Origin of the sequence: Pseudomonas farris, assembly GCF_019145235.1 — a bacterium.
GTDB classification, from domain to species: domain Bacteria; phylum Pseudomonadota; class Gammaproteobacteria; order Pseudomonadales; family Pseudomonadaceae; genus Aquipseudomonas; species Aquipseudomonas farris.
The window spans coordinates 1-22,596 of record NZ_JAHSTV010000012.1 but is presented as its reverse complement, the minus strand read 5'-3'; the positions used below and the strand labels follow the sequence as shown (position 1 = coordinate 22,596).

General features: G+C 58.2%; 24 protein-coding genes. 12 read left to right on the top strand and 12 right to left on the bottom strand.

All coding sequences use genetic code 11. The features are described from left to right. Positions 1-89: 89 nt before the first annotated feature. Positions 90-1,991, top strand: coding sequence for a 3-dehydroshikimate dehydratase QuiC (gene quiC / locus KVG95_RS23470; RefSeq protein WP_217858129.1), 1,902 nt, complete (start codon positions 90-92; stop codon positions 1,989-1,991). A 103-nt stretch (positions 1,992-2,094) separates the two neighbouring features. After that, positions 2,095-2,772 (top strand): TetR/AcrR family transcriptional regulator, encoded by a 678-nt coding sequence (locus KVG95_RS23465; RefSeq protein WP_052967454.1) that lies wholly within the window; start codon positions 2,095-2,097, stop codon positions 2,770-2,772. A gap of 76 nt (positions 2,773-2,848) precedes the next feature. Here KVG95_RS23465 and KVG95_RS23460 read toward each other — a convergent pair whose 3' ends face one another. The 5 genes from KVG95_RS23460 to KVG95_RS23440 form a co-directional block, all read right to left on the bottom strand. Further along, positions 2,849-3,703: a shikimate dehydrogenase gene (locus tag KVG95_RS23460; protein WP_217858127.1), complete on the bottom strand. Its 855-nt coding sequence runs from the start codon at positions 3,701-3,703 to the stop codon at positions 2,849-2,851. A gap of 5 nt (positions 3,704-3,708) precedes the next feature. After that, complete coding sequence (aroQ, locus tag KVG95_RS23455) at positions 3,709-4,149, bottom strand: type II 3-dehydroquinate dehydratase (protein ID WP_030129491.1); 441 nt, start codon at positions 4,147-4,149, stop codon at positions 3,709-3,711. Positions 4,150-4,326: 177 nt separating this feature from the next. Beyond that, complete coding sequence (locus KVG95_RS23450; RefSeq protein ID WP_217858125.1) at positions 4,327-5,238, bottom strand: LysR family transcriptional regulator; 912 nt, start codon at positions 5,236-5,238, stop codon at positions 4,327-4,329. Between the two features lie 134 nt (positions 5,239-5,372). Then, on the bottom strand, positions 5,373-6,452 hold the full coding sequence (trmA, locus tag KVG95_RS23445) for a tRNA (uridine(54)-C5)-methyltransferase TrmA (RefSeq protein WP_217858124.1): 1,080 nt from the start codon (positions 6,450-6,452) through the stop codon (positions 5,373-5,375). Next, positions 6,449-7,744, bottom strand: a complete 1,296-nt coding sequence (locus KVG95_RS23440; protein ID WP_038981444.1) for an NCS2 family permease — start codon at positions 7,742-7,744, stop codon at positions 6,449-6,451. Before KVG95_RS23440 ends, trmA begins: the two co-directional genes overlap by 4 nt. A 226-nt stretch (positions 7,745-7,970) precedes the next feature. On the opposite strand from KVG95_RS23440, the gene KVG95_RS23435 reads away from it, so the two are divergent. Both KVG95_RS23435 and KVG95_RS23430 read left to right on the top strand, forming a co-directional pair. After that, positions 7,971-8,426 carry a DUF4879 domain-containing protein gene (locus tag KVG95_RS23435; RefSeq protein WP_217858223.1) on the top strand — a complete coding sequence of 152 codons (456 nt, stop codon included), beginning with the start codon at positions 7,971-7,973 and terminating at the stop codon, positions 8,424-8,426. Positions 8,427-8,493: 67 nt separating this feature from the next. Beyond that, the gene (locus KVG95_RS23430) at positions 8,494-9,045 is read left to right on the top strand and encodes a DJ-1 family glyoxalase III (RefSeq protein WP_217858120.1); all 552 of its coding nucleotides are present in this window, start codon (positions 8,494-8,496) and stop codon (positions 9,043-9,045) included. Positions 9,046-9,051: 6 nt separating this feature from the next. Here KVG95_RS23430 and KVG95_RS23425 read toward each other — a convergent pair whose 3' ends face one another. The 3 genes from KVG95_RS23425 to KVG95_RS23415 form a co-directional block, all read right to left on the bottom strand. Beyond that, positions 9,052-9,339, bottom strand: a complete 288-nt coding sequence (locus KVG95_RS23425) for a HigA family addiction module antitoxin (RefSeq protein ID WP_038981447.1) — start codon at positions 9,337-9,339, stop codon at positions 9,052-9,054. Between the two features lie 14 nt (positions 9,340-9,353). Then, the gene (locus KVG95_RS23420; RefSeq protein ID WP_038981449.1) at positions 9,354-9,632 is read right to left on the bottom strand and encodes a type II toxin-antitoxin system RelE/ParE family toxin; all 279 of its coding nucleotides are present in this window, start codon (positions 9,630-9,632) and stop codon (positions 9,354-9,356) included. A 131-nt stretch (positions 9,633-9,763) separates the two neighbouring features. Next, a complete protein-coding gene (locus KVG95_RS23415) occupies positions 9,764-11,002 on the bottom strand; it encodes an MFS transporter (RefSeq protein WP_217858119.1) in 1,239 nt (412 codons plus the stop codon). A gap of 542 nt (positions 11,003-11,544) precedes the next feature. Between KVG95_RS23415 and KVG95_RS23410 the strand changes: the two genes are divergently transcribed. Genes KVG95_RS23410 through KVG95_RS23400 form a run of 3 tightly spaced genes read left to right on the top strand, consistent with a single transcriptional unit; the run spans position 11,545 to position 14,223 of the window. Next, entirely contained in the window at positions 11,545-12,987 is a 1,443-nt protein-coding gene (locus KVG95_RS23410; protein WP_052967965.1) for a cytochrome ubiquinol oxidase subunit I, read from the top strand. 3 nt (positions 12,988-12,990) lie between these two features. Further along, positions 12,991-13,998, top strand: coding sequence for a cytochrome d ubiquinol oxidase subunit II (gene cydB / locus KVG95_RS23405; RefSeq protein WP_217858117.1), 1,008 nt, complete (start codon positions 12,991-12,993; stop codon positions 13,996-13,998). 57 nt (positions 13,999-14,055) lie between these two features. Then, a complete protein-coding gene (locus tag KVG95_RS23400) occupies positions 14,056-14,223 on the top strand; it encodes a DUF2474 domain-containing protein (protein ID WP_052967973.1) in 168 nt (55 codons plus the stop codon). A gap of 66 nt (positions 14,224-14,289) precedes the next feature. Here the strand turns inward: KVG95_RS23400 and KVG95_RS23395 are convergent, their stop codons facing one another. Both KVG95_RS23395 and KVG95_RS23390 read right to left on the bottom strand, forming a co-directional pair. Continuing rightward, entirely contained in the window at positions 14,290-15,414 is a 1,125-nt protein-coding gene (locus KVG95_RS23395) for a methyltransferase (protein WP_217858116.1), read from the bottom strand. Between the two features lie 190 nt (positions 15,415-15,604). Continuing rightward, entirely contained in the window at positions 15,605-16,312 is a 708-nt protein-coding gene (locus KVG95_RS23390; RefSeq protein WP_217858115.1) for an autoinducer binding domain-containing protein, read from the bottom strand. 271 nt (positions 16,313-16,583) lie between these two features. Here KVG95_RS23390 and KVG95_RS23385 point away from each other — a divergent pair, with 271 nt between their 5' ends. Beyond that, entirely contained in the window at positions 16,584-17,360 is a 777-nt protein-coding gene (locus tag KVG95_RS23385) for a ferredoxin--NADP reductase (protein ID WP_217858114.1), read from the top strand. 43 nt (positions 17,361-17,403) lie between these two features. On the opposite strand, the gene mscL is transcribed toward KVG95_RS23385, so the two are convergent. After that, complete coding sequence (gene mscL / locus KVG95_RS23380) at positions 17,404-17,817, bottom strand: large-conductance mechanosensitive channel protein MscL (protein ID WP_123721377.1); 414 nt, start codon at positions 17,815-17,817, stop codon at positions 17,404-17,406. 285 nt (positions 17,818-18,102) lie between these two features. Between mscL and katB the strand changes: the two genes are divergently transcribed. The 3 genes from katB to radA are packed head-to-tail and all read left to right on the top strand — an operon-like array spanning position 18,103 to position 21,669. Next, positions 18,103-19,644: a catalase KatB gene (gene katB, locus KVG95_RS23375; RefSeq protein WP_217858113.1), complete on the top strand. Its 1,542-nt coding sequence runs from the start codon at positions 18,103-18,105 to the stop codon at positions 19,642-19,644. A gap of 57 nt (positions 19,645-19,701) precedes the next feature. Next, positions 19,702-20,256, top strand: coding sequence for an ankyrin repeat domain-containing protein (locus KVG95_RS23370; RefSeq protein ID WP_217858112.1), 555 nt, complete (start codon positions 19,702-19,704; stop codon positions 20,254-20,256). 45 nt (positions 20,257-20,301) lie between these two features. Continuing rightward, positions 20,302-21,669 carry a DNA repair protein RadA gene (radA, locus tag KVG95_RS23365; RefSeq protein ID WP_007937264.1) on the top strand — a complete coding sequence of 456 codons (1,368 nt, stop codon included), beginning with the start codon at positions 20,302-20,304 and terminating at the stop codon, positions 21,667-21,669. A gap of 130 nt (positions 21,670-21,799) precedes the next feature. On the opposite strand, the gene KVG95_RS23360 is transcribed toward radA, so the two are convergent. After that, complete coding sequence (locus KVG95_RS23360; protein WP_217858111.1) at positions 21,800-22,168, bottom strand: PilZ domain-containing protein; 369 nt, start codon at positions 22,166-22,168, stop codon at positions 21,800-21,802. Positions 22,169-22,326: 158 nt separating this feature from the next. Here KVG95_RS23360 and KVG95_RS23355 point away from each other — a divergent pair. Beyond that, positions 22,327-22,596: carbon starvation CstA family protein (locus KVG95_RS23355; protein ID WP_302470656.1), on the top strand; the 270-nt coding region annotated here is incomplete at its 3' end.

Genomic DNA, 22,596 nt, shown 5'->3' with positions numbered 1-22,596 from the left:
AACCGGGTAGTACACTTTGAATTGCTGTGTGGATTCGTCAAGCCAATAATTTGCCCAACAAGAATGTCCCCACCACCGGGAGTCGACACATGCAGCGTTCCATTGCCACCGTTTCCTTGAGCGGCACCCTGCCGGAAAAACTCGAAGCCATCGCCGCCGCCGGTTTTGACGGGGTGGAGATTTTCGAGAATGACCTTCTCTACTACGACGGCAGCCCACGGGAAATCAGACAGATGTGCGCCGATCTCGGGATCGCGATTACGCTGTTTCAACCCTTTCGGGATTTCGAAGGTTGCCGCCGCGATCGTCTGCCACGCAATCTGGAGCGGGCCGAGCGCAAGTTCGATTTGATGCAGGAACTGGGCACCGACCTGGTGCTGGTATGCAGTAACGCCTCGGCCGATTCGATCGGCGATGAGCAGATTCTGGTTGATGATTTGCACCAGCTCGCAGAGCGGGCCAGCATTCGTGGCCTGCGGATCGGCTATGAAGCGCTGGCCTGGGGCCGGCATGTGAACACCTGGCAACAGGTGTGGAACATCGTTCGCCAGGCCGATCATCCGAGCCTCGGCGTGTTGCTGGACAGTTTTCATACGCTGTCGCTCCAGGGCGACCCGAGCGCCATCGCCGAGATTCCCGGCGACAAGATCTTCTTCGTGCAAATGGCCGACGCACCGATCCTGGCCATGGATGTGCTGGAGTGGAGCCGACACTTCCGCTGTTTCCCGGGCCAGGGTGAATTTGATCTGCCGGGCTTCCTCGCTCCGATCATCAAGAGTGGCTACACCGGGCCGCTGTCGCTGGAGATCTTCAACGATGGCTTTCGAGCCGCACCGCCACGGGCCAACGCTGCCGACGGTTTGCGTTCGTTGCTGTATCTGGAAGAGAAAACCCGCCAACGTCTGGAACAGGAAGCCACGCCCGCAACCAATCGCGACATTCTGTTCGACACCCCCAGCGCCAGCGAATACAACGGCATCGAGTTTCTTGAATTCGCAGTAGATGAAAGCCTCGGTGCCAAGCTGTCCCATTGGCTGGAGCGGCTGGGTTTCGTCAAGGCCGGGCAACACCGTTCCAAGAGTGTCAGCCTGTTGCGTCAGGGCGATATCAACCTGATCCTCAACTCTGAGCCTTATTCCTTCGCCCACAGTTTTTTCGAGGCTCACGGCCCATCACTGTGCGCCACCGCCGTGCGGGTCAAGGACAGCGCCAGTGCGCTGGCCCGTGCCATTGCGTACAAAGGCCAGCCCTATCGCGGACTCGTAGGCCCCAATGAGCTGGAACTGGCAGCGGTGCGTGCGCCGGATGGCAGCCTGATTTACCTGGTGGACAAGAATGCTGACGTCTACGGCACCGACTTCAACCTGCAACCGACGGCCGTGACCAGCGGTGGCCTCAAGCGCATCGACCATATGGCGATGGCGCTACCGGCCGACAGCCTCGACAGTTGGGTGCTGTTCTATAAAAGCCTGCTGGATTTCGAAGCCGACGATGAAGTGGTGTTGCCTGATCCGTATGGTTTGGTGAAGAGCCGCGCATTGCGCAGTCGTTGCAGTTCGATCCGCCTGCCGCTGAACATTTCCGAGAACCGCAACACCGCCATCTCACACGCACTGTCGAGTTATCGCGGTTCCGGCGTGCATCACATCGCGTTCGATTGCGACGACATCTTTGCCGAAGTCAGCCGCGCCAAGGAGGCGGGCGTACCGCTGCTGGATATCCCGCTCAACTACTACGATGACCTCGCCGCGCGGTTCGATTTCGACGATGAGTTCCTCAGCGAGCTGGCCTATTTCAACGTGCTCTATGACCGCGATGCTCAGGGCGGCGAGCTGTTTCATGTGTACACCGAGCCGTTCGAAGGGCGGTTCTTCTTTGAAATCATCCAGCGCAAAAACGGCTACGCGGGTTACGGCGCGGCCAACGTGGCAGTGCGACTGGCGGCCATGGCTAAATCGCGAAGTGGTGGCGTACGTCAGGCAAAGTTGTAGGAAAATCGTAAACACGGGTACAAAACCGCTGCCTCGCGGCTTCCTTCACTGCGCGCGGCAGCCCATAATCGCCTGCTTGTGCAGTGATGGCCGTGAGCCCGCAATGACAATAATTACAGAACTCTCCGTAGCGCCCGAAAAGCCAATTGCCGAGCCTCGCAAGAGTCGCAAGAACAATCCGGAAAAGACCCGCGAGAACATCCTTCAAGAGGCCATTGTCGAGTTCGTTCAGCAGGGGCTTTCCGGTGCGCGCGTTGATGCGATCGCCGAACGCATCCACACCTCCAAACGCATGATCTATTACTACTTCGGCAGTAAGGAACAGCTCTACGTCGAGGTGCTGGAGAAACTCTACGGGGATATCCGCAGCACCGAAAACCGTCTGCACCTGGCCGAACTGGCGCCGGTGGAAGCGATTCGGCGGCTGGTGGAATTCACCTTTGATCACCATGATCGCAACGTCGATTTCGTGCGTATCGTCAGCATCGAGAACATTCACAACGCCGAGTACGTGAAGCGCTCCGATGCGATCAAGGCGATGAACAACACCATCCTCGATTCACTGGGCGAGATTTTGCGTCGTGGCTCCGAAGAAGGTGTATTCCGCACCGAGCTCGATCCATTGGATGTGCATCTGCTGATCAGCTCGTTTTGCTTCTATCGGGTGTCGAACCGCCATACCTTCGGTGAGATCTTTCAGATCGACTTGCCGGACGAAAGTATCAAACAGCGTCATCGAGAGATGATTTGCGAGTCGGTTTTGCGGTATTTGCAGGCCTGACGTCTTCGCGGGCAAGCCTCGCTCCTACACAGATCACGCGACCTGAGTAGGAGCGAGGCTTGCCCGCGAAGGCTTTTCAACCATTCATGCTCTGAAAATGCGCCAGCATCCGCTGAGCATCCGGCACCACCCCGCTGAACAGTTCAAACGCCTTCACCGCCTGAAACACTGCCATGTTGCCGCCATCCAGCGTTCGGCAACCCAACGCACGAGCGTTGCGCAGCAGTTCGGTTTCCAGCGGGAAGTAAACGATCTCCGCGACCCACAACTGCGCCCGAAGCAGCTCCACTGGCACGGGCATGCCCGGCAGTTTTTTCATGCCCATCGGCGTGGTATTCACCAAACCGTCAGCCTGACCCAGCGTGCCTGGCAAATCATGCCCGGCCACGGCGCGACCGAAGCCGAAATGCTGATTGAGGTTGTTCGCCAGCGACTGAGCACGACTTTGATCCACATCGAAAATGCTCAGCAGCTGTACGCCTTCGCTCAATAGCGCGTGGGCCACTGCCGCGCCTGCGCCACCGGCGCCCATTTGCACCACACGCTCACGGGCAACGTCCTTCAAGCCACGGCGAAAGCCTTCGGCAAAACCCAGGCAATCGGTGTTGTGGCCGATGCGTTTACCGTCCTTGAGCACCACCGTATTCACCGCGCCAATACCGCGGGCTTCCGGCGACAATTCGTCAAGCAACGGGATGATCGTCTGCTTGCACGGGAAGGTGATGTTCAGCCCGGTGAAGTTCATTCGTTCGGCGGCCATCAGCAGGTCGGGCAGGGCACTGCTGTCGAGTTTCAATTGATCCAGATCGATCAACCGATAGAGGTAACGTAAACCCTGCGCATCGCCTTCATGCTCGTGCAGCGTCGGAGTGCGGGAAGCCTGAATGCCGGCACCGATCAGCCCGGCCAATACAACGGTGTTCTGTGTCATGACGCTTAACCTTCCAAACGTTGGCTGAAATGCTCCAGCGCCAAACGATAGCCGTGGCTGCCGAAACCGCACATGACCGCGGTGGCGATGGACGAAACAAAGGAGTGATGCCGGAAGGGTTCGCGGGCATGGACGTTGGACAGGTGTACTTCGATCACCGGCAGTTCGCTGGCGACCAAGGCATCGCGAATGGCAACCGAGGTGTGAGTCCAGGCGGCCGGGTTGATGACGATCCCGGCGCAACGGCCACGGGCGGCGTGAATCCAGTCGAGCAGTTCGCCTTCATGGTTGGTCTGGCGAAACTCCACGGTCAGGCCGAACTCTTCGGCAGCGCGACCGCACAGCGCTGAAATGTCCGCCAAGGTTTCGTGGCCGTAAGTCGCCGGTTCACGGGTGCCCAGCAGGTTCAGGTTCGGGCCGTTGAGCACCAGAACGATAGGGGACATCGGGTCTCTCCACATATTATTTTTGGCATTGGCCGAGGGTTTCAGCCTGTGGGGAGAAATTGTACCAACTGGTTAATAAGGTCAATTGAAGAGGGCGTCAGGCCTGGATTATTTGTGCGGTGATCGGACAGATGCAAAAGATCGTAGCCTTCGGCAGCGCCTACAGGTGCGATCTTTTCAGCGCGGCAAATGCTCAACCAGAAAATCGATAAACGCTCTTAGCCGCAACGGCACATGGCGGCTTTGCGGGTACAGCAGAGTGAAAGGGCGGGAGCGTCCGCCGTAGGGCTTGAGCACTTCCACCAGCGAACCGTCCGCCAGTTGGTTTTCGACGATGAAGCGATAGGTTTGAAAGATCCCGGCGCCGCTTTTTGCCAGCGTCACGCCACCCAATACGTCATCGGAACAGCAGTAGTTGCCCTCGGCCAGAATCTCCAGCGGCACACCGTTGTCGTTGAACAGCCAGGCAATCCGCCGGCCGCTGCTGGGCAGTTCGTACTGAATGCATTCGTGCTGAGCCAAGTCATCCAGTGTTTGCGGGGTGCCGGCGCGCTTCAGGTAATCAGGGCTGGCAATCATCACCAGCCCGGCGTCTTCCAATGGCCGTGCGATCAGCCCTGAGTCGGGAATGGCCCGCACACGGATTGCCATGTCATAGCCTTCGCCGACGAAATCGATGTTGCGATTGCTGATGTGCGCCTCGACCTTCACGGCAGGGAAGCGAGCCCGAAACGCAGGCAGCAAGGGCAGGATCCGATGATGGGCATAGGTCGTGGGAATGCTGATGCGCAAGGTGCCGGAAGGTTCTTGCTGCTGCCCCATCACCTCGCGCTGGGCCTCGACCAGCTGGGCAAGAGCCTCGCGACACTCCTCGAAATAACGCCGGCCACTATCAGTCAGCTTGACGCTGCGGGTGGTACGCGCAAATAGCCGTACACCCAAACGTTCTTCCATGCGCGACACCGAGCGGCTGACGGCGGCCGGGGTCACGCCCGCTACAAGTGCTGCTGCGGTAAAGCTGCCGGCCTCTGCGGCCAGGCAAAACAGTTCGATGCTGCCCAATTGAAGATCGTCGAAATGTCGCTGCATGATTGATTACACCGGGAATCAAATGAAGTGCCAGTGGCTGTATTTATCAAATCAGGACGCACAAATACAGGGCGTTTCAATCGCCCACAAAAAAGCCGTCCTGTGGACGGCTGATTTGTATATGGAGGCTGCAATCAACGACGGGTCAACAACACTCCGGATTCCATGTGATGGGTCCACGGAAACTGGTCGAACATCGCGCATTGAGTAATGCGGTGGGTGTCGTGCAGTTGGGCGATGTTGGCCGCGAGGGTTTCCGGGTTGCAGGAAATGTAGAGGATGTTGTCGAAGCGCCGGGTCAGTTCGCAAGTGTCCGGGTCCATGCCGGCGCGGGGCGGGTCGACGAACACGCTACCGAATTCGTAGCTCTTGAGATCGATGCCATGCAGGCGGCGGAACGGGCGAACTTCGTTCAGGGCTTCGGTCAGTTCTTCGGCAGACAAACGCACCAGCGTGACGTTATCCACCGCGTTTTCACTCAGGTTGCTGAGTGCTGCGTTGACCGAGGTCTTGCTGATTTCGGTGGCCAGCGCTTTGCGCACGCGGGTCGCGAGCGGCAGGGTGAAGTTGCCGTTGCCGCAATAAAGCTCCAGCAAATCGTCGGAGCGATCGCCGAGGGCGTCGTACGCCCAGTTGAGCATTTTCTGGTTCACCGTGCCGTTGGGTTGGGTGAACGCGCCTTCCGGCTGGCGATAGCTGAAAGTGCGGCCGCCAACTTCGAGTTTCTCGACCACGTAATCGTGACCGATCACTTCGCGTTTGCCCTTCGAGCGACCGATGATGCTGACGTTCAGGTCGGCTGCCAGTTTCGACGCCGCTGCGTGCCAGTGCTCGTCCAGCGGGCGGTGATAGCACAGGGTGATCATCGCATCGCCAGCCAGGGTGGTGAGGAACTCTACCTGAAACAGCTTGTGGCTCAGGGCCGCACTTGCTTGCCACGCCGCCTTGAGTTGCGGCATCAACTGGTTGATGCGCAGGCTTGCGATCGGGAACTCTTCGATCAGGATCGGCGTGCGTTTGTCTTCCTGGGAAAACATCGCGTAATGGCGCTCGCCGGCTTCGCGCCATAGGCGGAATTCGGCACGCAGGCGGAAGTTTTTCAGCGGCGAATCGAATACCGCAGGTTCGGGGGCACCGAACGGGGCCAGCAGATCACGCAGGCGCGTGACCTTTTCTTCGAGCTGAACGGCGTAAGCCTGGGAATCAAAAGTCATGCGTTGAACCAACCCAACTTGATCACGAACAGAATCGACAGAATCACCAGCGCCGAATTCAACTCACGGCCGCGACCGGACAACAACTTGATGGCAGTCCAGGAGATGAAACCGAAGGCGATGCCGTTGGCGATGGAATAAGTGAATGGCATGGCCAGGGCGGTGACCACGACCGGTGCGGCGACGGTGATGTCATCCCAGTCTATTTCGGCCAGGCCGGATGTCATCAGTACGGCGACGAACAGCAAGGCAGGCGCGGTGGCGAAGGCTGGAACGCTGGCCGCCAATGGCGAGAAGAACAGCGCCAGCAGGAACAGAATCGCGACCACGATGGCAGTCAGGCCGGTGCGGCCACCGGCACTCACGCCGGCTGCGGATTCGATGTAGCTGGTGGTGGTCGAAGTGCCCAACAAAGAACCGGCCATGGCCGCGGTGCTGTCGGCGATCAGGGCGCGGCCCATTTTCGGCATGTGGCCGTCCTTGCCCATCAGGCCGGCACGCTTGGCGACGCCGATCAGGGTGCCGGAGTTGTCGAACAGATCGACAAACAGGAAGGCGAAGATCACGCTGACCAGACCGATGTCCAGTGCGCCTTTGATGTCCAGTTGCAGGAAGGTCGGTGCCAGCGACGGCGGCATCGACATCACGCCACCGAACGGGGTGAAGCCCATTACGATCGAAGCGATGGTCACCGCGAGAATACCGATCAGCACCGCACCGCGTACTTTCAGGGCCTCTAGGGCGACGATCAGGGCAAAACCGAGGGTCGCGAGAATCGGCGCCGGTTGCTTCAGGTCGCCGAGGCCGACCATGGTCGCCGGGTTGCTGACCACGATGCCGGCGTTGTGCAGGGCGATCAGTGCCAGGAACAGGCCGATACCGGCAGCAATCGCCGAGCGTAGCGCCAGCGGGATGCTGTTGATGATCCATTCGCGGATGCGGAAGATCGACAGCAGGAAAAACATCACCGCCGAGATGAACACCGCGCCCAGCGCCACTTGCCAGGTGTGGCCCATGTGCAGGACCACGGTGTAAGTAAAGAAGGCGTTCAAGCCCATGCCCGGCGCGAGGGCGATCGGGTAGTTGGCGATCAGACCCATGGTCGCCGAGCCGATGGCGGCTGCCAGACAGGTGGCGACAAACACCGCACCCTTGTCCATGCCGGTCTCGCCGAGAATGCTCGGGTTGACGAACAGAATGTAGGCCATGGCCAAAAAGGTCGTGACGCCCGCCAGAATCTCGGTCCGCACGTTGGTGTTGTGTGCCTTGAGTTGAAACAGCCTTTCCAGCATGTCTGCTCCCCGTGGCGCGCCCGGCGCCGTGAATGTATCGACCTCAACAGCAAAGCACAGACCGCTGCAGGCGCCTGGGAATTTTCTGTGGGTCGGAAAAAGCCGCGCATCATACCAGCAGCGTGGGGCTATGGCTGCTTATGGCTGCGATCGTCGTCGATGTTTTGCACAAAAGGGAACTGCGCCATACTGCGCGCTGTTTTTTTGGGGGAGGGAGGGGGTAGATATGTATTGCATTAATAAGCGTGTGATTGCGGCATTTGGATTACTGCTCACCTGTTTCATCGGAGCGCAAACAGCCAATGCGGCCACGGCGCAACCGTTGAGCCAGGTAAAAGTACTCAAGGTCGAATCGCCAGGCTGTGGCTTTGAAAATATCGCGGACGGCCAGGCGCAAACCCGTTGCGACCACAAAGGGCCAAACATCAAGGTGTACGTGCTGGAAGTCGGCTACGGCCGTGCAGCCCATGTCGCACTGGACGGTTTCGAGGTGAACGGCACCCGAACCCCTGTCTGTGCTTTTGATACCGGCAACCTGACCGAGTGTTCCGCCGGGAAAAAAACCGTTGGCTATCTGTACATCTTCAACCTGGCAGGCAAGCAGGACGGCACCTTCACGTTTAGCAACACCTCGATCAACGCACCCGGCAATACGATGTCGACGCAGCTTTACATCAAGTAACGGCTGGGCTCGAACAAGGGGCAGGAAAGCTGACTACGCTTTAAAGATTATCCTGTGGACCGCACCCATGACCTTTAGAGCCCTGATTACCCTCGCCGAGGGCATCGACGATCTGCAAACCGTGACCCTGATCGATGTGCTGCGCCGCGCCAAGGTTGAAGTGGTGGTGGCCAGCATCGAGGCACGGCGCATGCTTACCTGCGCTCGCGGCACCCGTTTGACCGCCGATGCGATGTTGGTGGATTTGCTCGCCCAACCCTTCGACCTGATCGTGCTGCCTGGCGGTGCCGTAGGGGCGCAGCATTTGGCGGCCCACCAACCCCTGCAACAATTGATCAAGGACCAGTCCGCCGCCGGGCGTCTGTTCGCCGGTATTGCTGAATCTCCGGCGCTGGCGCTGCAAACCTTTGGCGTTTTGCGTCAGCGACGCATGACTTGCCTGCCCATGGTCAGCAATCAACTGTCGGGCTGTAACTTCATCGATCAACCGGTGGTGGTCGATGGCAACTGCATCACCGCCCAGGGTTCAGGCGCCGCGCTGGCGTTTGCGCTGACGCTGGTGGAGCAACTCTGCGGCAAAGCCACGCGGTCGACGGTGGCGGGGGAATTGGTGGTCTAGTGAATGTCAGGCGTGGATAGCAATCGGTTCGATAAAGGGTTGCTCACGCTGCTCCGCTTGCCAGAGATCGTAGTCGGTCTGAACCCCTAACCACATCCGGGCCTTACCGATTCCAGCCCGCTCCAGACGTACCGCCAAGTCCGGACTGATGGGCGCATGGCCGTGCAGCACTCGCGAAAGATGCGGGCGGGCGAATCCAAGGTGCCTGGCCAATTCGGTGACGCTGATACCAAGCTCGGGCAATACATCCATCAAGAGTGTTTCACCAGGGTGTGGCGGGTTGTGCATGGGCATGGTCCTGCCTCCTGTCAGTGGTAATCCAGATAGTCGACCAGTTCGATATCCGAACCAATAAAACGAAAAATCACCCGCCAGTTCCCCGAAACGCTGAGTGACCAATATTCGGTCAGCTCGCCCTTGAGCGGATGTAACCGCCATCCCGGAAGGTCGAGGTCGTCGGGCGCCACTGCACGATCCATGAACTGCAGCATGCGAGCCAGACGTTTCGCATGATCTGCTCGAATCCCACGAGTCGAACCGGTTTCGTAGAAGCCACGAAGGCCTTTGTGCTGAAAGGATTTGATCATGCTCGAAGTGTAAGGCGATACATTACACTTGATGCACTATCTATGTATTGCACTTGGTCGGAGAATTTATGCTTTGTGCTGATTTCCGGTCTTTTGGAAGCAGGTACGGGACCTCCGTATCCTGAGTTACGTCAGGCCCTGACCTCTTCCACCGGCACATGCATGCGGTCGCGGTTGGCCAGGGTCGGGAACAGTTTGATCCAGGTCCCGGTCACCATCAGCGTGCCGATGCCGCCCATGACCACTGCCGGCACGGTGCCGAACCAGTGGGCCGTCAGACCTGATTCGAACTCGCCGAGCTGATTCGAAGCGCCGATGAACAAGCCATTCACAGCACTGACCCGGCCGCGCATTTCGTCGGGGGTTTCCAGTTGCACGAATGAGGCGCGGATCACCATGCTGATCATGTCCGCTGCGCCCAATACCACCAGCACGGCGAGAGAGAACCAGAACGAAGTCGACAGGCCGAAAGCGATGGTCGCCACGCCGAATACACCCACGGCCGTGAACATGACCCGCCCGACGTTGCGCTCCACGGCAAATCGCGCCAGGAATAGCGACATCAGCAGCGCACCGACTGCCGGAGCTGAGCGCAGCAGGCCCAGACCCCAGGGGCCGGTCAACAGAATATCTTTGGCGAACACCGGCAGCAGCGCGGTCGCGCCACCCAGCAGGACAGCAAACAGATCCAGGGAAATCGCCCCGAGAATGTCCGGGCGACTGCGAATGAAGCGGATGCCCGCCAGCAGCGAATCCAGGGTCGCCTTGCCTTTGTTCAGAGGTGTCTGCCGGGCCGGGAGGTTGAGCATCAGCGCACAAGCGATGAGGTAAAGGATCACCGTCGGGCCATACACCCACACGCTGCCGAAGGCATAGAGCAAACCGCCCAGCGCCGGGGCGACGATGGTCGCTGATTGTTGCGCAGATTGCGCGGCGGCAACGGCACGGGGAAATAACGCGCTGGGCACGATGCTTGGCAGCAAGGCCTGGGTGGTCGGCATTTCGAAGGAGCGGGCGGCGCCGAGCAGGAACGCGAGGATGAAGATCATCTCTCGGGTGACATGGTCGGTCGCGCTACCGATGGCCAGCGACAGGGCGATCAGCGCTTGCAGGAACTGACAGGTCGCCGCGACCTTGCGCCGGTCATAGCGGTCTGCGACATGCCCGGTGTGCAGCATGAACAACACTCGAGGGGCAAATTCCACCAGCCCCACCAGGCCCAGATCGAGCACATTGCCGGTCAGTTGATACAGATTCCAGCCAATGGCCACGGTCAACATCTGAAAACCGCTGGCGGTAAACACCCGCGCCAGCCAGAACGCGATAAACGGGCGGTGATGACGTAACAGCAGGGGCGCTTGGCTGGGCATCTGAAGGCAGGTCTGGGCAAGGGAAGGGCGAGATTATCACCAACCTGTAACTAGAAGTTGCAAGGCTGGGAAATTTAGTTAGCTAGACACCGATCTATGGAACATACGAAATCCCTGTGGCGAGGGGGCTTGCCCCCGTTGGGCTGCGAAGCGGCCCCAGACCTAGGCAACTCATTTCTGCCAAGTACACCGCAGTAACCGGATTTACGACTGCTGCGCAGCCGAACGGGGGCAAGCCCCCTCGCCACAGTTAGTCCACCCATAAAAATGTATTGCAGCCCATGACCAAACCTATGAGGCAACCTGTCACGCGGCAAAAGACCACACCGTCCATCGGCAAAAATGCGACTACTCTTTCAACGTTGCTTGATCCAGATCAAGACCCTTCGTGGAATTGATCCGGTGGCCAGATGGCCAGACTCCCTACGTTTGTGATGATGGTACAAAAAGAACGAATTCGAATTCGCCACACTCCATATCCGTGGGGGCAGTGGGTGTAGGCCGCAAGCCTTCAGCCGGTATTACCTGACAGAGGAAGACTTATGTTCGGTTTGGAGGCACTTGATCTCGCCCGGATTCAGTTCGCATTTACCATTTCGTTCCACATCCTGTTCCCGGCTATCACCATTGGCCTGGCGAGTTACCTGGCGGTGCTCGAAGGCCTGTGGCTGAAGACGCACAACGACACTTACCGCGATCTGTACCATTTCTGGTCGAAGATCTTTGCCGTCAACTTCGGCATGGGCGTGGTTTCCGGCTTGGTCATGGCCTATCAGTTCGGCACCAACTGGAGCCGTTTCTCGGACTTCGCCGGTTCGGTGACCGGGCCATTGCTGACCTATGAAGTGCTCACTGCCTTCTTCCTTGAGGCCGGTTTCCTCGGCGTCATGCTGTTCGGCTGGAACAAGGTCGGGCGCAAGCTGCACTTTTTCTCGACGGTCATGGTAGCCATCGGCACCCTTATTTCGACCTTCTGGATTCTGGCCTCCAACAGCTGGATGCAGACCCCGCAAGGTTACGAAATCGTCAATGGCCAGGTTATTCCGGTGGACTGGCTGGCGATTATCTTCAACCCGTCGTTCCCCTACCGCCTGATGCACATGGCCACGGCGGCGTTCGTTGCGACGGCCTTCTTCGTCGGTTCGTCGGCGGCCTGGCACTTGCTGCGCGGCAAGGACAACCCGGCGATCCGCACCATGCTTTCGATGGCGATGTGGATGGCCCTGATCGTGGCGCCGATTCAGGCGGTTATCGGTGACTTCCACGGCCTCAATACCCTCAAGCATCAGCCGGCGAAAATCGCTGCGATCGAAGGCCACTGGGAAAACCACGGTGATGAACCGACCCCGCTGATCCTGTTCGGCTGGCCGGACATGAAAGCCGAAAAGACCAAATTCGCCGTCGAGATTCCATACCTGGGCAGCCTGATCCTGACCCACTCCCTGGACAAACAGGTGCCGGCGCTCAAGGAGTTCGCGCCTGAAGACCGGCCGAATTCGACCATCGTCTTCTGGTCGTTCCGGATCATGGTCGGTCTGGGCATGCTGATGATCTTCACTGGTTTGTGGAGCCTGTGGCTGCGCAAACGCGACAAGCTGTATACCTCGCGGCCGTTCCTGTACCTGGCGCTGTGGATGGGCCCGTCTGGCCTGATCGCAATCCTCGCCGGCTGGTTCACCACTGAAATCGGCCGTCAGCCATGGGTGGTTTATGGGCTGATGCGCACGGCAGACGCGTCCTCCGGGCACAGCTTCGTGCAGATGAGCATCACCTTGATCATGTTCGTCGTGGTCTATTTCGCGCTGTTCGGTGCCGGTCTTGGCTACATGATGCGCCTGGTGCGCAAAGGGCCGAAGATCGACGAAGGCAAGGAAACCAACGAAGGTGGTCCTGGCCAGAAACGCACACCGGCCCGTCCGCTGTCTGCAGCCGATGACGATGGTACCGAAGCTGATAACAGCCCCAGCCTGACCAAGGAGATTTGAATCATGGGTATTGATCTTCCGCTGATCTGGGCCGTGATCATCATCTTCGGCATCATGATGTACGTGGTTATGGACGGCTTCGACCTGGGGATCGGGATTCTCTTCCCGTTCATCAAGGGCAAGAGCGACCGTGACGTGATGATGAACACCGTCGCCCCAGTCTGGGACGGCAACGAAACGTGGTTGGTATTGGGTGGCGCGGCATTGTTCGGCGCCTTCCCGCTGGCTTATTCGGTGGTGCTCTCAGCGTTGTACTTGCCGCTGATCTTTATGCTGATCGGGTTGATTTTTCGCGGTGTGGCCTTCGAGTTCCGCTTCAAGGCCAAGGACGAAAAGCGCCATCTCTGGGACAAGGCATTCATTGGTGGCTCGATCGCCGCAACCTTCTTCCAGGGCGTGGCATTGGGGGCGTTCATCGATGGGCTACCGGTAGTCAATCGTCAGTTTGCCGGCGGTTCACTCGACTGGCTGACACCGTTCACGATGTTCTGCGGTGCGGCGCTGGTGGTGGCTTACGCACTGCTCGGTTGCACCTGGCTGATCATGAAAACCGAAGGTAAATTGCAGGAGCAAATGCATGACCTGGCGCGGCCATTGGCCTTCGTGTTACTGGCGGTGATTGGCATCGTCAGTATCTGGACGCCGTTGGCCCATGCTGAAATCGCTGCACGCTGGTTCTCCCTGCCGAACCTGTTCTGGTTCTTGCCGGTGCCGATTCTGGTGCTGGTGACCCTGTACGGTTTGATTCGCGCGGTGGCCCGCAATGCGCATTACACGCCATTCCTGCTGACCCTGGTGCTGATCTTCCTCGGCTACAGCGGTCTGGGTATCAGCCTGTGGCCGAACATCGTACCGCCGTCGATTTCGATCTGGGACGCCGCAGCACCGCCGCAAAGCCAAGGCTTCATGCTGGTGGGCACGCTGTTCATCATCCCGTTCATCCTGGGTTACACCTTCTGGAGCTACTACGTGTTCCGCGGCAAGGTCACCCACGAAGATGGTTACCACTAGCCCATATGACTACGGCGCGGGATTGATACCTGCGCCGTTCCAGAGGAGATCACGATGATGGCTGGTAAACCTGATTTGCAGGAAATCGAAGCTGCCGAGAAAAAGCCGCTCTGGCAGCGACTCGGCTGGCTCGCGATGATCTGGACCGGCAGTGTCGTGGCACTGTTTATTGTGGCCTCGCTGATGCGCATGTTCATGAATGCCGCCGGTTTGAGCACCCACTGAAATTCCCATCCCGTTGCCTTGCGGCACGGATTTATAACCCTCCCGATGGAGGGTTTTTTTTCGCTTTTATTTACGTGCTTTGAGAATGACGAACTTGGGGGTGGCCGCTACTTGCTCGACGCCGCGGAACAACCGCGCCAGCTTGCTGTGATAACCCAAGTGACGGTTGCCGACGATGTACAGCGCGCCCCCCACCACCAACGATTCACGCGCCTGCTGGAACATCCGCCAAGCCAGGAAATCGCCGACCACTTGCTGTTGGTGAAATGGCGGATTGCACAGCACTACGTCCAGGGATTGAGGCTCCTGCTCTGCCAAGCCATCGCCGGCCCGCACGATCACGTCACGATCACCCAGCGCCGCGCGCCAGTTTTCAGCGGCCGATTGCACGGCCATGAACGATTCGTCCACCAGCGTGTAGTGGGCCTCAGGGTTTTGCAGGGCACTGGCAATCGCCAACACACCGTTGCCACATCCGAGGTCGGCAACTCGCGCTGCGCCGAGGTTCTTCGGCAAGTGCGGCAAAAAGGCCCGCGTACCGATATCCAGCCCTTCGCGGCAGAACACGTTTGCGTGATTGAGCAGTTCGATTGCAGGGGCGTCGAGTCGATAGCGGGTCGGGTAGGGGGAGACCGCAGGGGCTTTGGCTTCGGCTGTGGCGATCAGCAGTCGAGCCTTTTTCACTGCCAGCGAGGCTTGCACCGGGCCGATGTAACGCTCCAGCAGATCGCCCGCAGCGCGTGGCAAATGCTTCACCATCGCGGCCGCAATCACTTGAGCGCCGGGAGCCAGTTGCCCTTGTAGCCGGATCAGTTGCTCTTCCAGCAGGGCCAGGGTTTTCGGTACCCGGATCAATACCCGGTCGAACGGCCCGATGAACGCTTCGCTGGCAGGCACCTTCGGCACTGCATCAAACGCCTGGCCGTTGCGTATCAGGTTTTTTTCCAGCCCCTGAAAAGCCAGAAACGAATCGCCGCTGCTGGTCACCCGAACCTTGCCCACCAGGCTGGCTGCCAAAGCACCGAAGCTGTCGTTGAGCACCAGCACTCGGGTATCGGCTGCCGGTTGTTGCTCGGCCAGATGAGTCAGCAGGTATTCGTCTGCGGCATCAAACGCTTGTAATGGTTCGTTCTGCTGTTCTGGCTGGCGGATAAGATCGAGTTGAGCGAAGGGGGTTTCGAGCAGAGGCATGAGGCGGGGGCTCTGGGTAGTCAACGGAAGATGAACAACGAGTGGCCCGGCGCTCAGGGGCGTTGTAGCGGGCGGAACCATCCGAGCGAACTGCGTCGTGGAACTTCACACGGCATCACTCAGGATGGATCGCAGATGGTACGTTTTTTTGGTCTGGATTACTCGCAGGGATTACCTGATTCGAGCAGTTTCAGATAATGCCCGCTCTCGCTGCTTTGATCACTGCGGACATTTTGTTGTTGGCGCCGAATTTGTGGATGGCGCCCCGTATATGGAACTGTACCGTGCTTTCACTCAGGCTGAGGATGATCGCGATCTCGCCTGCGGTCTTGCCGTCGGCTGAATATTTCAATACCTCGACTTCTCGGGTTGATAAATGCACTGTGCCCGGTTTCGGGGGGGTAGGCAGATCTTTCGCGACAAGCCCGTGCAGGTGGCGGCTAATGAACAACGCGTAGCCCAGATTTTTGTACAGATCATGCGTAGTAACCGGGCAGTGGCTTCTGGCCAGGCTCAGCATACTGCAAAGCCCATTCTGATCATGAACGGATTGGGACCAGCCATAGCGCAAACCTTGCTGTTTTTGTGCTTGCCACAATATCGGTGTCTTGGAGAAGAGCTCTTCCTGCCAAAGAATCGGCAGTTCGCAATGATTGCAATGGGCTAGTATCGGGTCGACTTCACTGAAATGCTCTTGTTCATATTTCGTGTTCCATTCGATGGGATAATTATTCAGGCTGATCGTATGGCGATGTATCCCTCTTGTTTGGGAGGTTATTGAAAATGCACAGAAATTAAAGCCAAGATTTTTAACGAGATTGAGAGAAATCTCGTACGCGGTCTCTATTTTCTGAGCGTAAGAAAGCTGCGTTAACTGTGATTCCTTCCACACTTTCATTGGGTGGCTCCATGCGGACTTACTTGTTTGGCGTTGATTGGATCCAAGATCCGGCACGCCACGAGTGTAGGAGAATTCCTACTTGTATGCTGGATTTTTTTGCTCTTGAAAAAGCTTGCAACTGCATAGCCGGTTCTTAGGTTTGTTACTAGCGGAGAAACAGAATTGTATGGGTACTGTTAATGATAGGGGCAAAAGCCATTACAAATCACCGGTGTTTATGTCATCTGCTTTGCGGGACACTGGGGTTATCTGTTGAATGGAGCGACCCATGACCGCCAGTGCAGAAAAATTCACGCGCCAGACGCTGCTTGATGTCCAGACGTTGACGCCAAACCTGTTCACCCTGCGTACCACCAGGGATCCGGGCTTTCGTTTTCGCGCAGGGCAATTCGCCCGGCTGGGCGTTACCAAGACGGACGGCAGTACGGTATGGCGGGCTTATTCCATGGTCTCGTCTCCCTATGACGAGTTTCTGGAGTTCTTCTCCATTGTCGTGCCGGAAGGGGAATTCACCAGTGAACTGAGTCGGCTGGAAGTCGGCGATACGCTGCTGGTCGACCGGCAGGCCTTTGGCTATCTGACGCTGGATCGCTTCGTCGATGGCCGTGACCTCTGGTTGTTATCCACAGGCACTGGGCTGGCGCCGTTTCTGTCGATCTTGCAGGACTTCGAGGTTTGGGAAAAATTCGAGCGAATCATCCTGGTCTACAGCGTGCGCGAAGCGCGGGAGCTGGCGTATCAGGAGCTGATTGCAGGGCTGGCACAGCGCGACTATCTGGCTGAGTACGCGTACAAGCTGCAGTTCATCGCCACCGTTACCCGCGAGCAGCATCCGGGTGCCCTGAATGGGCGGATCACGACACTCATTGAAAGTGGTGAGCTAGAGCGGACGGCCGGTGTAGCGCTGACAGCCGAGCATTCGCGGGTGATGCTCTGCGGTAATCCACAGATGATCGATGACACGCGCAAGTTGCTCAAACAACGGGACATGCACCTGAGCCTTAGTCGACGACCCGCCCAGGTGGCAGTGGAAAACTACTGGTAAACAAACGGCGCCCAAAGGCGCCGTTTCTTGGGGCAATCAGTCATCAGGGCTGATTGTTCTGAGCCTTGAGCAGATCGCGAATCTCTTCCAGCAGCTCTTCTTCCTTGGTCGGAACCGGCGGCAGGGTTGGCGCAACGGCCTCTTCACGTTTCAGGCGGTTGATGGCTTTGACGCCCATGAAGATCGCGAAGGCGACGATGATGAAGTCGATCAAGCTCTGGATGAACTTACCGTACGCCAGCGCCACCGCCGGGACGTCACCGTTGGCGTCCTTGAGCGTAATGGCCAGGTCACTGAAGTCGACCCCACCGATCAGCAAGCCGATTGGCGGCATCACCACGTCACCGACAAACGACGAAACGATTTTGCCGAAGGCCGCGCCGATGATAATACCCACGGCCATGTCGACCACATTCCCTTTGACCGCGAAGGCCTTGAACTCACTTATCACGCCCATAGGTTATTTCCTTGTTACAGATGAGGTTGGTGAGCGCAGTGTAAATCAGCAAAACGGCTCGTGCTCGAAACACCGTCTTACAATGCTCGCTCTTATCGACACATCTTCCGGCAATTAGTTTACAAAGTGCCACCAGTCGCGCGCGACTACCCGCTCTAGACCGGGCTTTCCAGAACCTTTTCGCTATCGGCTCGGTACGGGATTTCTATTTATGTTTTGGCCTTTGGGTCACTAGCCTCTGAGGGGCGCACCTGGATGCGCCTTATAAAACCAGAGGAAACTTCCATGACAACTCCCCTCGGCCTCGGGGCTTTGCCCCTCCGTCGTACGTTTGGCGTTCTGACCGCCAGCCTGCTGTCCTTCTCCGTCAGCGCGGCGACGTTGACCCGCGATAACGGCGCTGCCGTCGGCGACAACCAGAACTCGCAAACCGCTGGCGCGACCGGGCCGGTGCTGTTGCAAGACATACAACTGATCCAGAAACTCCAGCGTTTTGACCGCGAACGCATTCCCGAACGCGTGGTGCATGCCCGTGGCACTGGCGCCCATGGCACGTTCACCGTGACCGACGATCTCAGTGACCTGACCAAGGCCAAGGTTTTCGCCGGCGGCCAGAGCACGCCGGTATTTGTACGTTTCTCCGCTGTGGTCCATGGCAACCATTCGCCGGAAACCTTGCGTGATCCGCGGGGATTCGCCACCAAGTTCTACACCGCAGACGGCAACTGGGACTTGGTTGGCAACAATTTTCCGACCTTTTTCATCCGTGACGCGATCAAGTTTCCAGACATGGTCCACGCCTTCAAGCCGGACCCGCGCACCAACCTTGACGACGATTCCCGTCGTTTCGACTTTTTTTCCCATGTTCCGGAAGCCACTCGTACCTTGACCGAGTTGTATTCCAACTCCGGCACGCCAGCCAGTTATCGGGAAATGGACGGCAATGGTGTACATGCCTACAAGTTAGTTAACGCCAAAGGTGATGTGCACTATGTAAAGTTTCACTGGAAAAGTTTGCAGGGGATAAAAAATCTTGACCCTAAAGAAGTGACGGGTGTTCAAGGTCAAGACTACAGTCATATGACTAACGACTTGGTTTCACATATTAACAAGGGTGACTTCCCGAAATGGGACTTGTACATCCAGGTTCTAAATCCTCAAGACTTGTCCAAGTTTGATTTCGATCCATTGGACGCGACCAAAATCTGGCCAGGTGTGCCAGAGCGAAAAGTTGGACAAATGGTGTTGAACCGTAATCCAGCGAATGTTTTCCAGGAAACCGAACAAGTGGCCATGGCCCCGGCCAATTTAGTTCCGGGTATCGAACCTTCGGAAGATCGCTTATTGCAAGGACGAGTGTTCTCGTATGCCGATACCCAACTGTATCGTCTGGGGGCCAACGCTCTGCAGTTGCCGATCAACGCACCCAAAGTCGCCGTGAATAACGGTAATCAGGATGGCGCAATGAACATCGGCGCCAGCAGCACAGGCGTGAATTACCAGCCGAGTCGCCTGCTGGCCCGTGAAGAGCCGCAAACCGCGCGTTACAGCCAGTCGACCCTGTCGGGCAGCACGCAGCAGGCGAAGATTCAGCGTGAGCAGAACTTCAAGCAGGCCGGTGATCTGTATCGCTCGTTCAACCCAAAGGAACGTCAGGACCTGATCGACAGCTTTGGTGGCTCACTGGCCACCACCGATGACGAGAGCAAGCACATCATCCTGTCCTTCCTTTACAAAGCCGATCCGGAATACGGGACCGGGGTGGCCAAAGTAGCCAAGGGTGATCTGGCTCGGGTCAAGGCGCTGGCGGCCAAACTGGTCGACTGATCCATCCGCCTGAAGCGGGACCTCATGCGAGGTCCCGTCTGATCAAGGAGTTGCGCCATGCGTTTTTATCTGTCTGTGTTTCTGGCGTGCTGGTCGCTCAGTGTGTTCGCTGGGCCCGACGTGCAAACCTCGAAGAACCCCCAGGCGCTGAAAGTCCAATTACAGGATTTCTACTTCGATGCCGCTCGACGCGGTGATGTGCCCATGCTCGATACCTTCATCGAGGCCGGCTATTCCCTCGATACCCGCGACAGCAAGGGTTACACCGCACTGATTCTGGCCGCCTATCACGGCCAGAGCGCCGCAGTGGAGCGTTTGCTCGCTGCCGGGGCGGACGCCTGCGCTCAGGATCAACGTGGCAACACGGCGTTGATGGGGGCGATTTTCAAAGGCGAAGTGCAGATTGCCAGAACGCTGCTGGCCGCCCAGTGCAACCCCGACCAACGCAACGGCGCGGGACAGACTGCCGCGATGTATGCCGGGTTGTTCAAGCGCGTTGAGTTGCTGGACGCACTCAAGGCCAACGGGGCGGACATGAACGCCGAAGATCCGCTGGGCAATAGTGCCGCGCGTCTGGCCAGCGGTGAAATCCGTACGGTGGCGCCGCGCTGATCCGCGCGAGCTGAGCTATCATCGCGGTTTTTGCCGGGAGTTCAGATGGCCAAGGCCAAGCGCATGTACGGCTGCACCGAGTGTGGCTCAACCTTCCCCAAGTGGGCCGGCCAGTGCGGCGAATGCGGGGCCTGGAACACGCTGACCGAAACCATGGTCGAGAGCGGCGGCGCCGCAGCCCCCAGCGGGCGCACCGGTTGGACCGGCCAGCAGGCGCAGATCAAAACCCTGGCCGAAGTCAGCGTTGAAGAGATTCCGCGTTTCTCCACGGCATCCAGCGAGCTGGATCGGGTTCTGGGCGGCGGCTTGGTGGATGGCTCGGTGGTGTTGATCGGTGGTGATCCCGGCATCGGCAAGTCGACCATTTTGTTGCAAACCTTGTGCAACCTCGCCAAGAGCATGCCGGCGCTGTATGTCACCGGCGAAGAATCCCAGCAACAAGTGGCCATGCGCGCCCGGCGCTTGGGCTTGCCACAGGATCAGCTGCGGGTGATGACCGAAACCTGCATCGAAACCATCATCGCCACCGCCCGGCAGGAAAAGCCCAAGGTGATGGTGATCGACTCGATTCAGACGATTTTCACCGAGCAACTGCAATCGGCACCGGGGGGCGTTTCCCAGGTGCGCGAAAGTGCGGCGTTGCTGGTGCGTTATGCCAAACAAAGCGGCACGGCGATTTTCCTCGTGGGCCATGTCACCAAAGAAGGCGCGCTGGCTGGCCCCCGAGTGCTGGAACATATGGTCGACACCGTTCTGTACTTCGAAGGCGAATCCGATGGGCGCCTGCGCCTGCTGCGAGCGGTGAAAAACCGTTTCGGCGCGGTGAATGAATTGGGCGTGTTCGGCATGACCGACAAGGGCCTGAAAGAAGTCTCTAACCCTTCGGCGATTTTTCTGACTCGCGCCCAGGAAGAAGTCCCGGGCAGCGTGGTCATGGCCACGTGGGAAGGCACCCGGCCAATGCTGGTGGAAGTCCAGGCGTTGGTGGACGACAGCCATCTGGCCAACCCCCGCCGGGTGACGCTCGGTCTGGATCAGAATCGCTTGGCCATGTTGTTGGCGGTGTTGCATCGCCACGGCGGCATTCCGACTCACGATCAGGATGTATTCCTCAACGTGGTCGGCGGGGTGAAGGTGCTGGAAACCGCTTCCGACCTGGCGCTGATGGCGGCGGTCATGTCCAGTTTGCGCAACCGGCCGCTGCCCCATGATCTGCTGGTGTTCGGCGAAGTCGGCTTGTCGGGTGAAGTGCGCCCGGTGCCCAGCGGCCAGGAACGCTTGAAAGAGGCGGCCAAGCACGGCTTCAAACGCGCCATCGTGCCCAAGGGTAACGCGCCGAAAGAGGCGCCGCCGGGATTGCAGATTATTGCTGTGACGCGTCTGGAGCAGGCGCTCGACGCGTTGTTTGAGTAGTTTTCAATGTTTGCACATTCCCTGTGGGAGCGGGCTTGCTCGCGAAAGCGGTCTGACAGTCAGCATTGATGTTGAATGTTGAGCTGCCTTCGCGAGCAAGCCCGCTCCCACATTAGAATGGGATTGGCCTTCAGATTTCGATCAGCGCTCCCAGTTCACGCTCCAGCTCTTGCGGATCGCCCAGGTTGAACTCGATCAACCGCCGCAGCCGTTCAATCGATTCCAGGCTGATGTGTTTGCAGACAAACCCGAGTTGACCATGGTCATCGTGGGTCAACATCACATCCATCTTGATCTCGACGTCTTCGTTAAGGTGGATATCAACCAGGAAATGCCAGTCTGGATTACCCAGCCACGGCTCGGGCTTCTCGATAAGCAGCCCCTTGAGCGACAGGTCGATCAACTTCACTGGCCAGATGTATTCCCCTTGGCTCAGCTCGGTTCGGGCATCGAACGCAATACGTTTGAAGCGGCGGCGATCAGCAGGGAGGTCACTCATGGCGCAATCCTCTGAATGTCCGCTGACTATAGACCCGCATCGTTAAAGCCCGCCAGCAAAGACAGGCTCTGGATCAATGTCGGGGTATGGCCTTTGCCGTCAGTAGCGCTAAACTCCGGATGGCTGTCTTTCTTGTCCACTCTGGCTGGAATCATAAAATGAAAAATAATAATAGCCTGCTACGCCACCTACCTTGGCTGCTGCTGGCAATCCTGGGAGCGTGCGCCCTGGGCGTAGTGGCATTGCGCCGAGGCGAGGCGATCAACGCCTTGTGGATTGTGGTCGCCGCCGTGGCCATTTATCTGGTCGCGTACCGTTACTACAGCCTGTTCATCGCTAACAATGTGATGCAACTCGATCCGCGTCGGGCTACACCTGCCGTACTCAACAATGACGGTCTGGACTATGTGCCGACCAACAAACATATC

Bases quoted from the DNA above. Each gene is read 5' to 3' on its own strand.
- KVG95_RS23430 (WP_217858120.1), top strand. From the start codon at position 8,494: ATGACCTTTAGAGCCCTGATTACCCTCGCCGAGGGCATCGACGATCTG.
- KVG95_RS23400 (WP_052967973.1), top strand. From the start codon at position 14,056: ATGGCTGGTAAACCTGATTTGCAGGAAATCGAAGCTGCCGAGAAAAAG.
- KVG95_RS23440 (WP_038981444.1), bottom strand. From the start codon at position 7,744: ATGCTGGAAAGGCTGTTTCAACTCAAGGCACACAACACCAACGTGCGG.
- mscL (WP_123721377.1), bottom strand. From the start codon at position 17,817: ATGGGCGTGATAAGTGAGTTCAAGGCCTTCGCGGTCAAAGGGAATGTG.
- KVG95_RS23425 (WP_038981447.1), bottom strand. From the start codon at position 9,339: ATGCCCATGCACAACCCGCCACACCCTGGTGAAACACTCTTGATGGAT.
- KVG95_RS23390 (WP_217858115.1), bottom strand. From the start codon at position 16,312: ATGAAAGTGTGGAAGGAATCACAGTTAACGCAGCTTTCTTACGCTCAG.
- cydB (WP_217858117.1), top strand. From the start codon at position 12,991: ATGGGTATTGATCTTCCGCTGATCTGGGCCGTGATCATCATCTTCGGC.
- quiC (WP_217858129.1), top strand. From the start codon at position 90: ATGCAGCGTTCCATTGCCACCGTTTCCTTGAGCGGCACCCTGCCGGAA.
- KVG95_RS23410 (WP_052967965.1), top strand. From the start codon at position 11,545: ATGTTCGGTTTGGAGGCACTTGATCTCGCCCGGATTCAGTTCGCATTT.
- KVG95_RS23460 (WP_217858127.1), bottom strand. From the start codon at position 3,703: ATGACACAGAACACCGTTGTATTGGCCGGGCTGATCGGTGCCGGCATT.
- KVG95_RS23360 (WP_217858111.1), bottom strand. From the start codon at position 22,168: ATGAGTGACCTCCCTGCTGATCGCCGCCGCTTCAAACGTATTGCGTTC.
- KVG95_RS23420 (WP_038981449.1), bottom strand. From the start codon at position 9,632: ATGATCAAATCCTTTCAGCACAAAGGCCTTCGTGGCTTCTACGAAACC.
- KVG95_RS23395 (WP_217858116.1), bottom strand. From the start codon at position 15,414: ATGCCTCTGCTCGAAACCCCCTTCGCTCAACTCGATCTTATCCGCCAG.
- KVG95_RS23385 (WP_217858114.1), top strand. From the start codon at position 16,584: ATGACCGCCAGTGCAGAAAAATTCACGCGCCAGACGCTGCTTGATGTC.
- aroQ (WP_030129491.1), bottom strand. From the start codon at position 4,149: ATGTCCCCTATCGTTCTGGTGCTCAACGGCCCGAACCTGAACCTGCTG.
- katB (WP_217858113.1), top strand. From the start codon at position 18,103: ATGACAACTCCCCTCGGCCTCGGGGCTTTGCCCCTCCGTCGTACGTTT.
- trmA (WP_217858124.1), bottom strand. From the start codon at position 6,452: ATGACTTTTGATTCCCAGGCTTACGCCGTTCAGCTCGAAGAAAAGGTC.
- radA (WP_007937264.1), top strand. From the start codon at position 20,302: ATGGCCAAGGCCAAGCGCATGTACGGCTGCACCGAGTGTGGCTCAACC.
- KVG95_RS23450 (WP_217858125.1), bottom strand. From the start codon at position 5,238: ATGCAGCGACATTTCGACGATCTTCAATTGGGCAGCATCGAACTGTTT.
- KVG95_RS23370 (WP_217858112.1), top strand. From the start codon at position 19,702: ATGCGTTTTTATCTGTCTGTGTTTCTGGCGTGCTGGTCGCTCAGTGTG.
- KVG95_RS23465 (WP_052967454.1), top strand. From the start codon at position 2,095: ATGACAATAATTACAGAACTCTCCGTAGCGCCCGAAAAGCCAATTGCC.
- KVG95_RS23435 (WP_217858223.1), top strand. From the start codon at position 7,971: ATGTATTGCATTAATAAGCGTGTGATTGCGGCATTTGGATTACTGCTC.
- KVG95_RS23415 (WP_217858119.1), bottom strand. From the start codon at position 11,002: ATGCCCAGCCAAGCGCCCCTGCTGTTACGTCATCACCGCCCGTTTATC.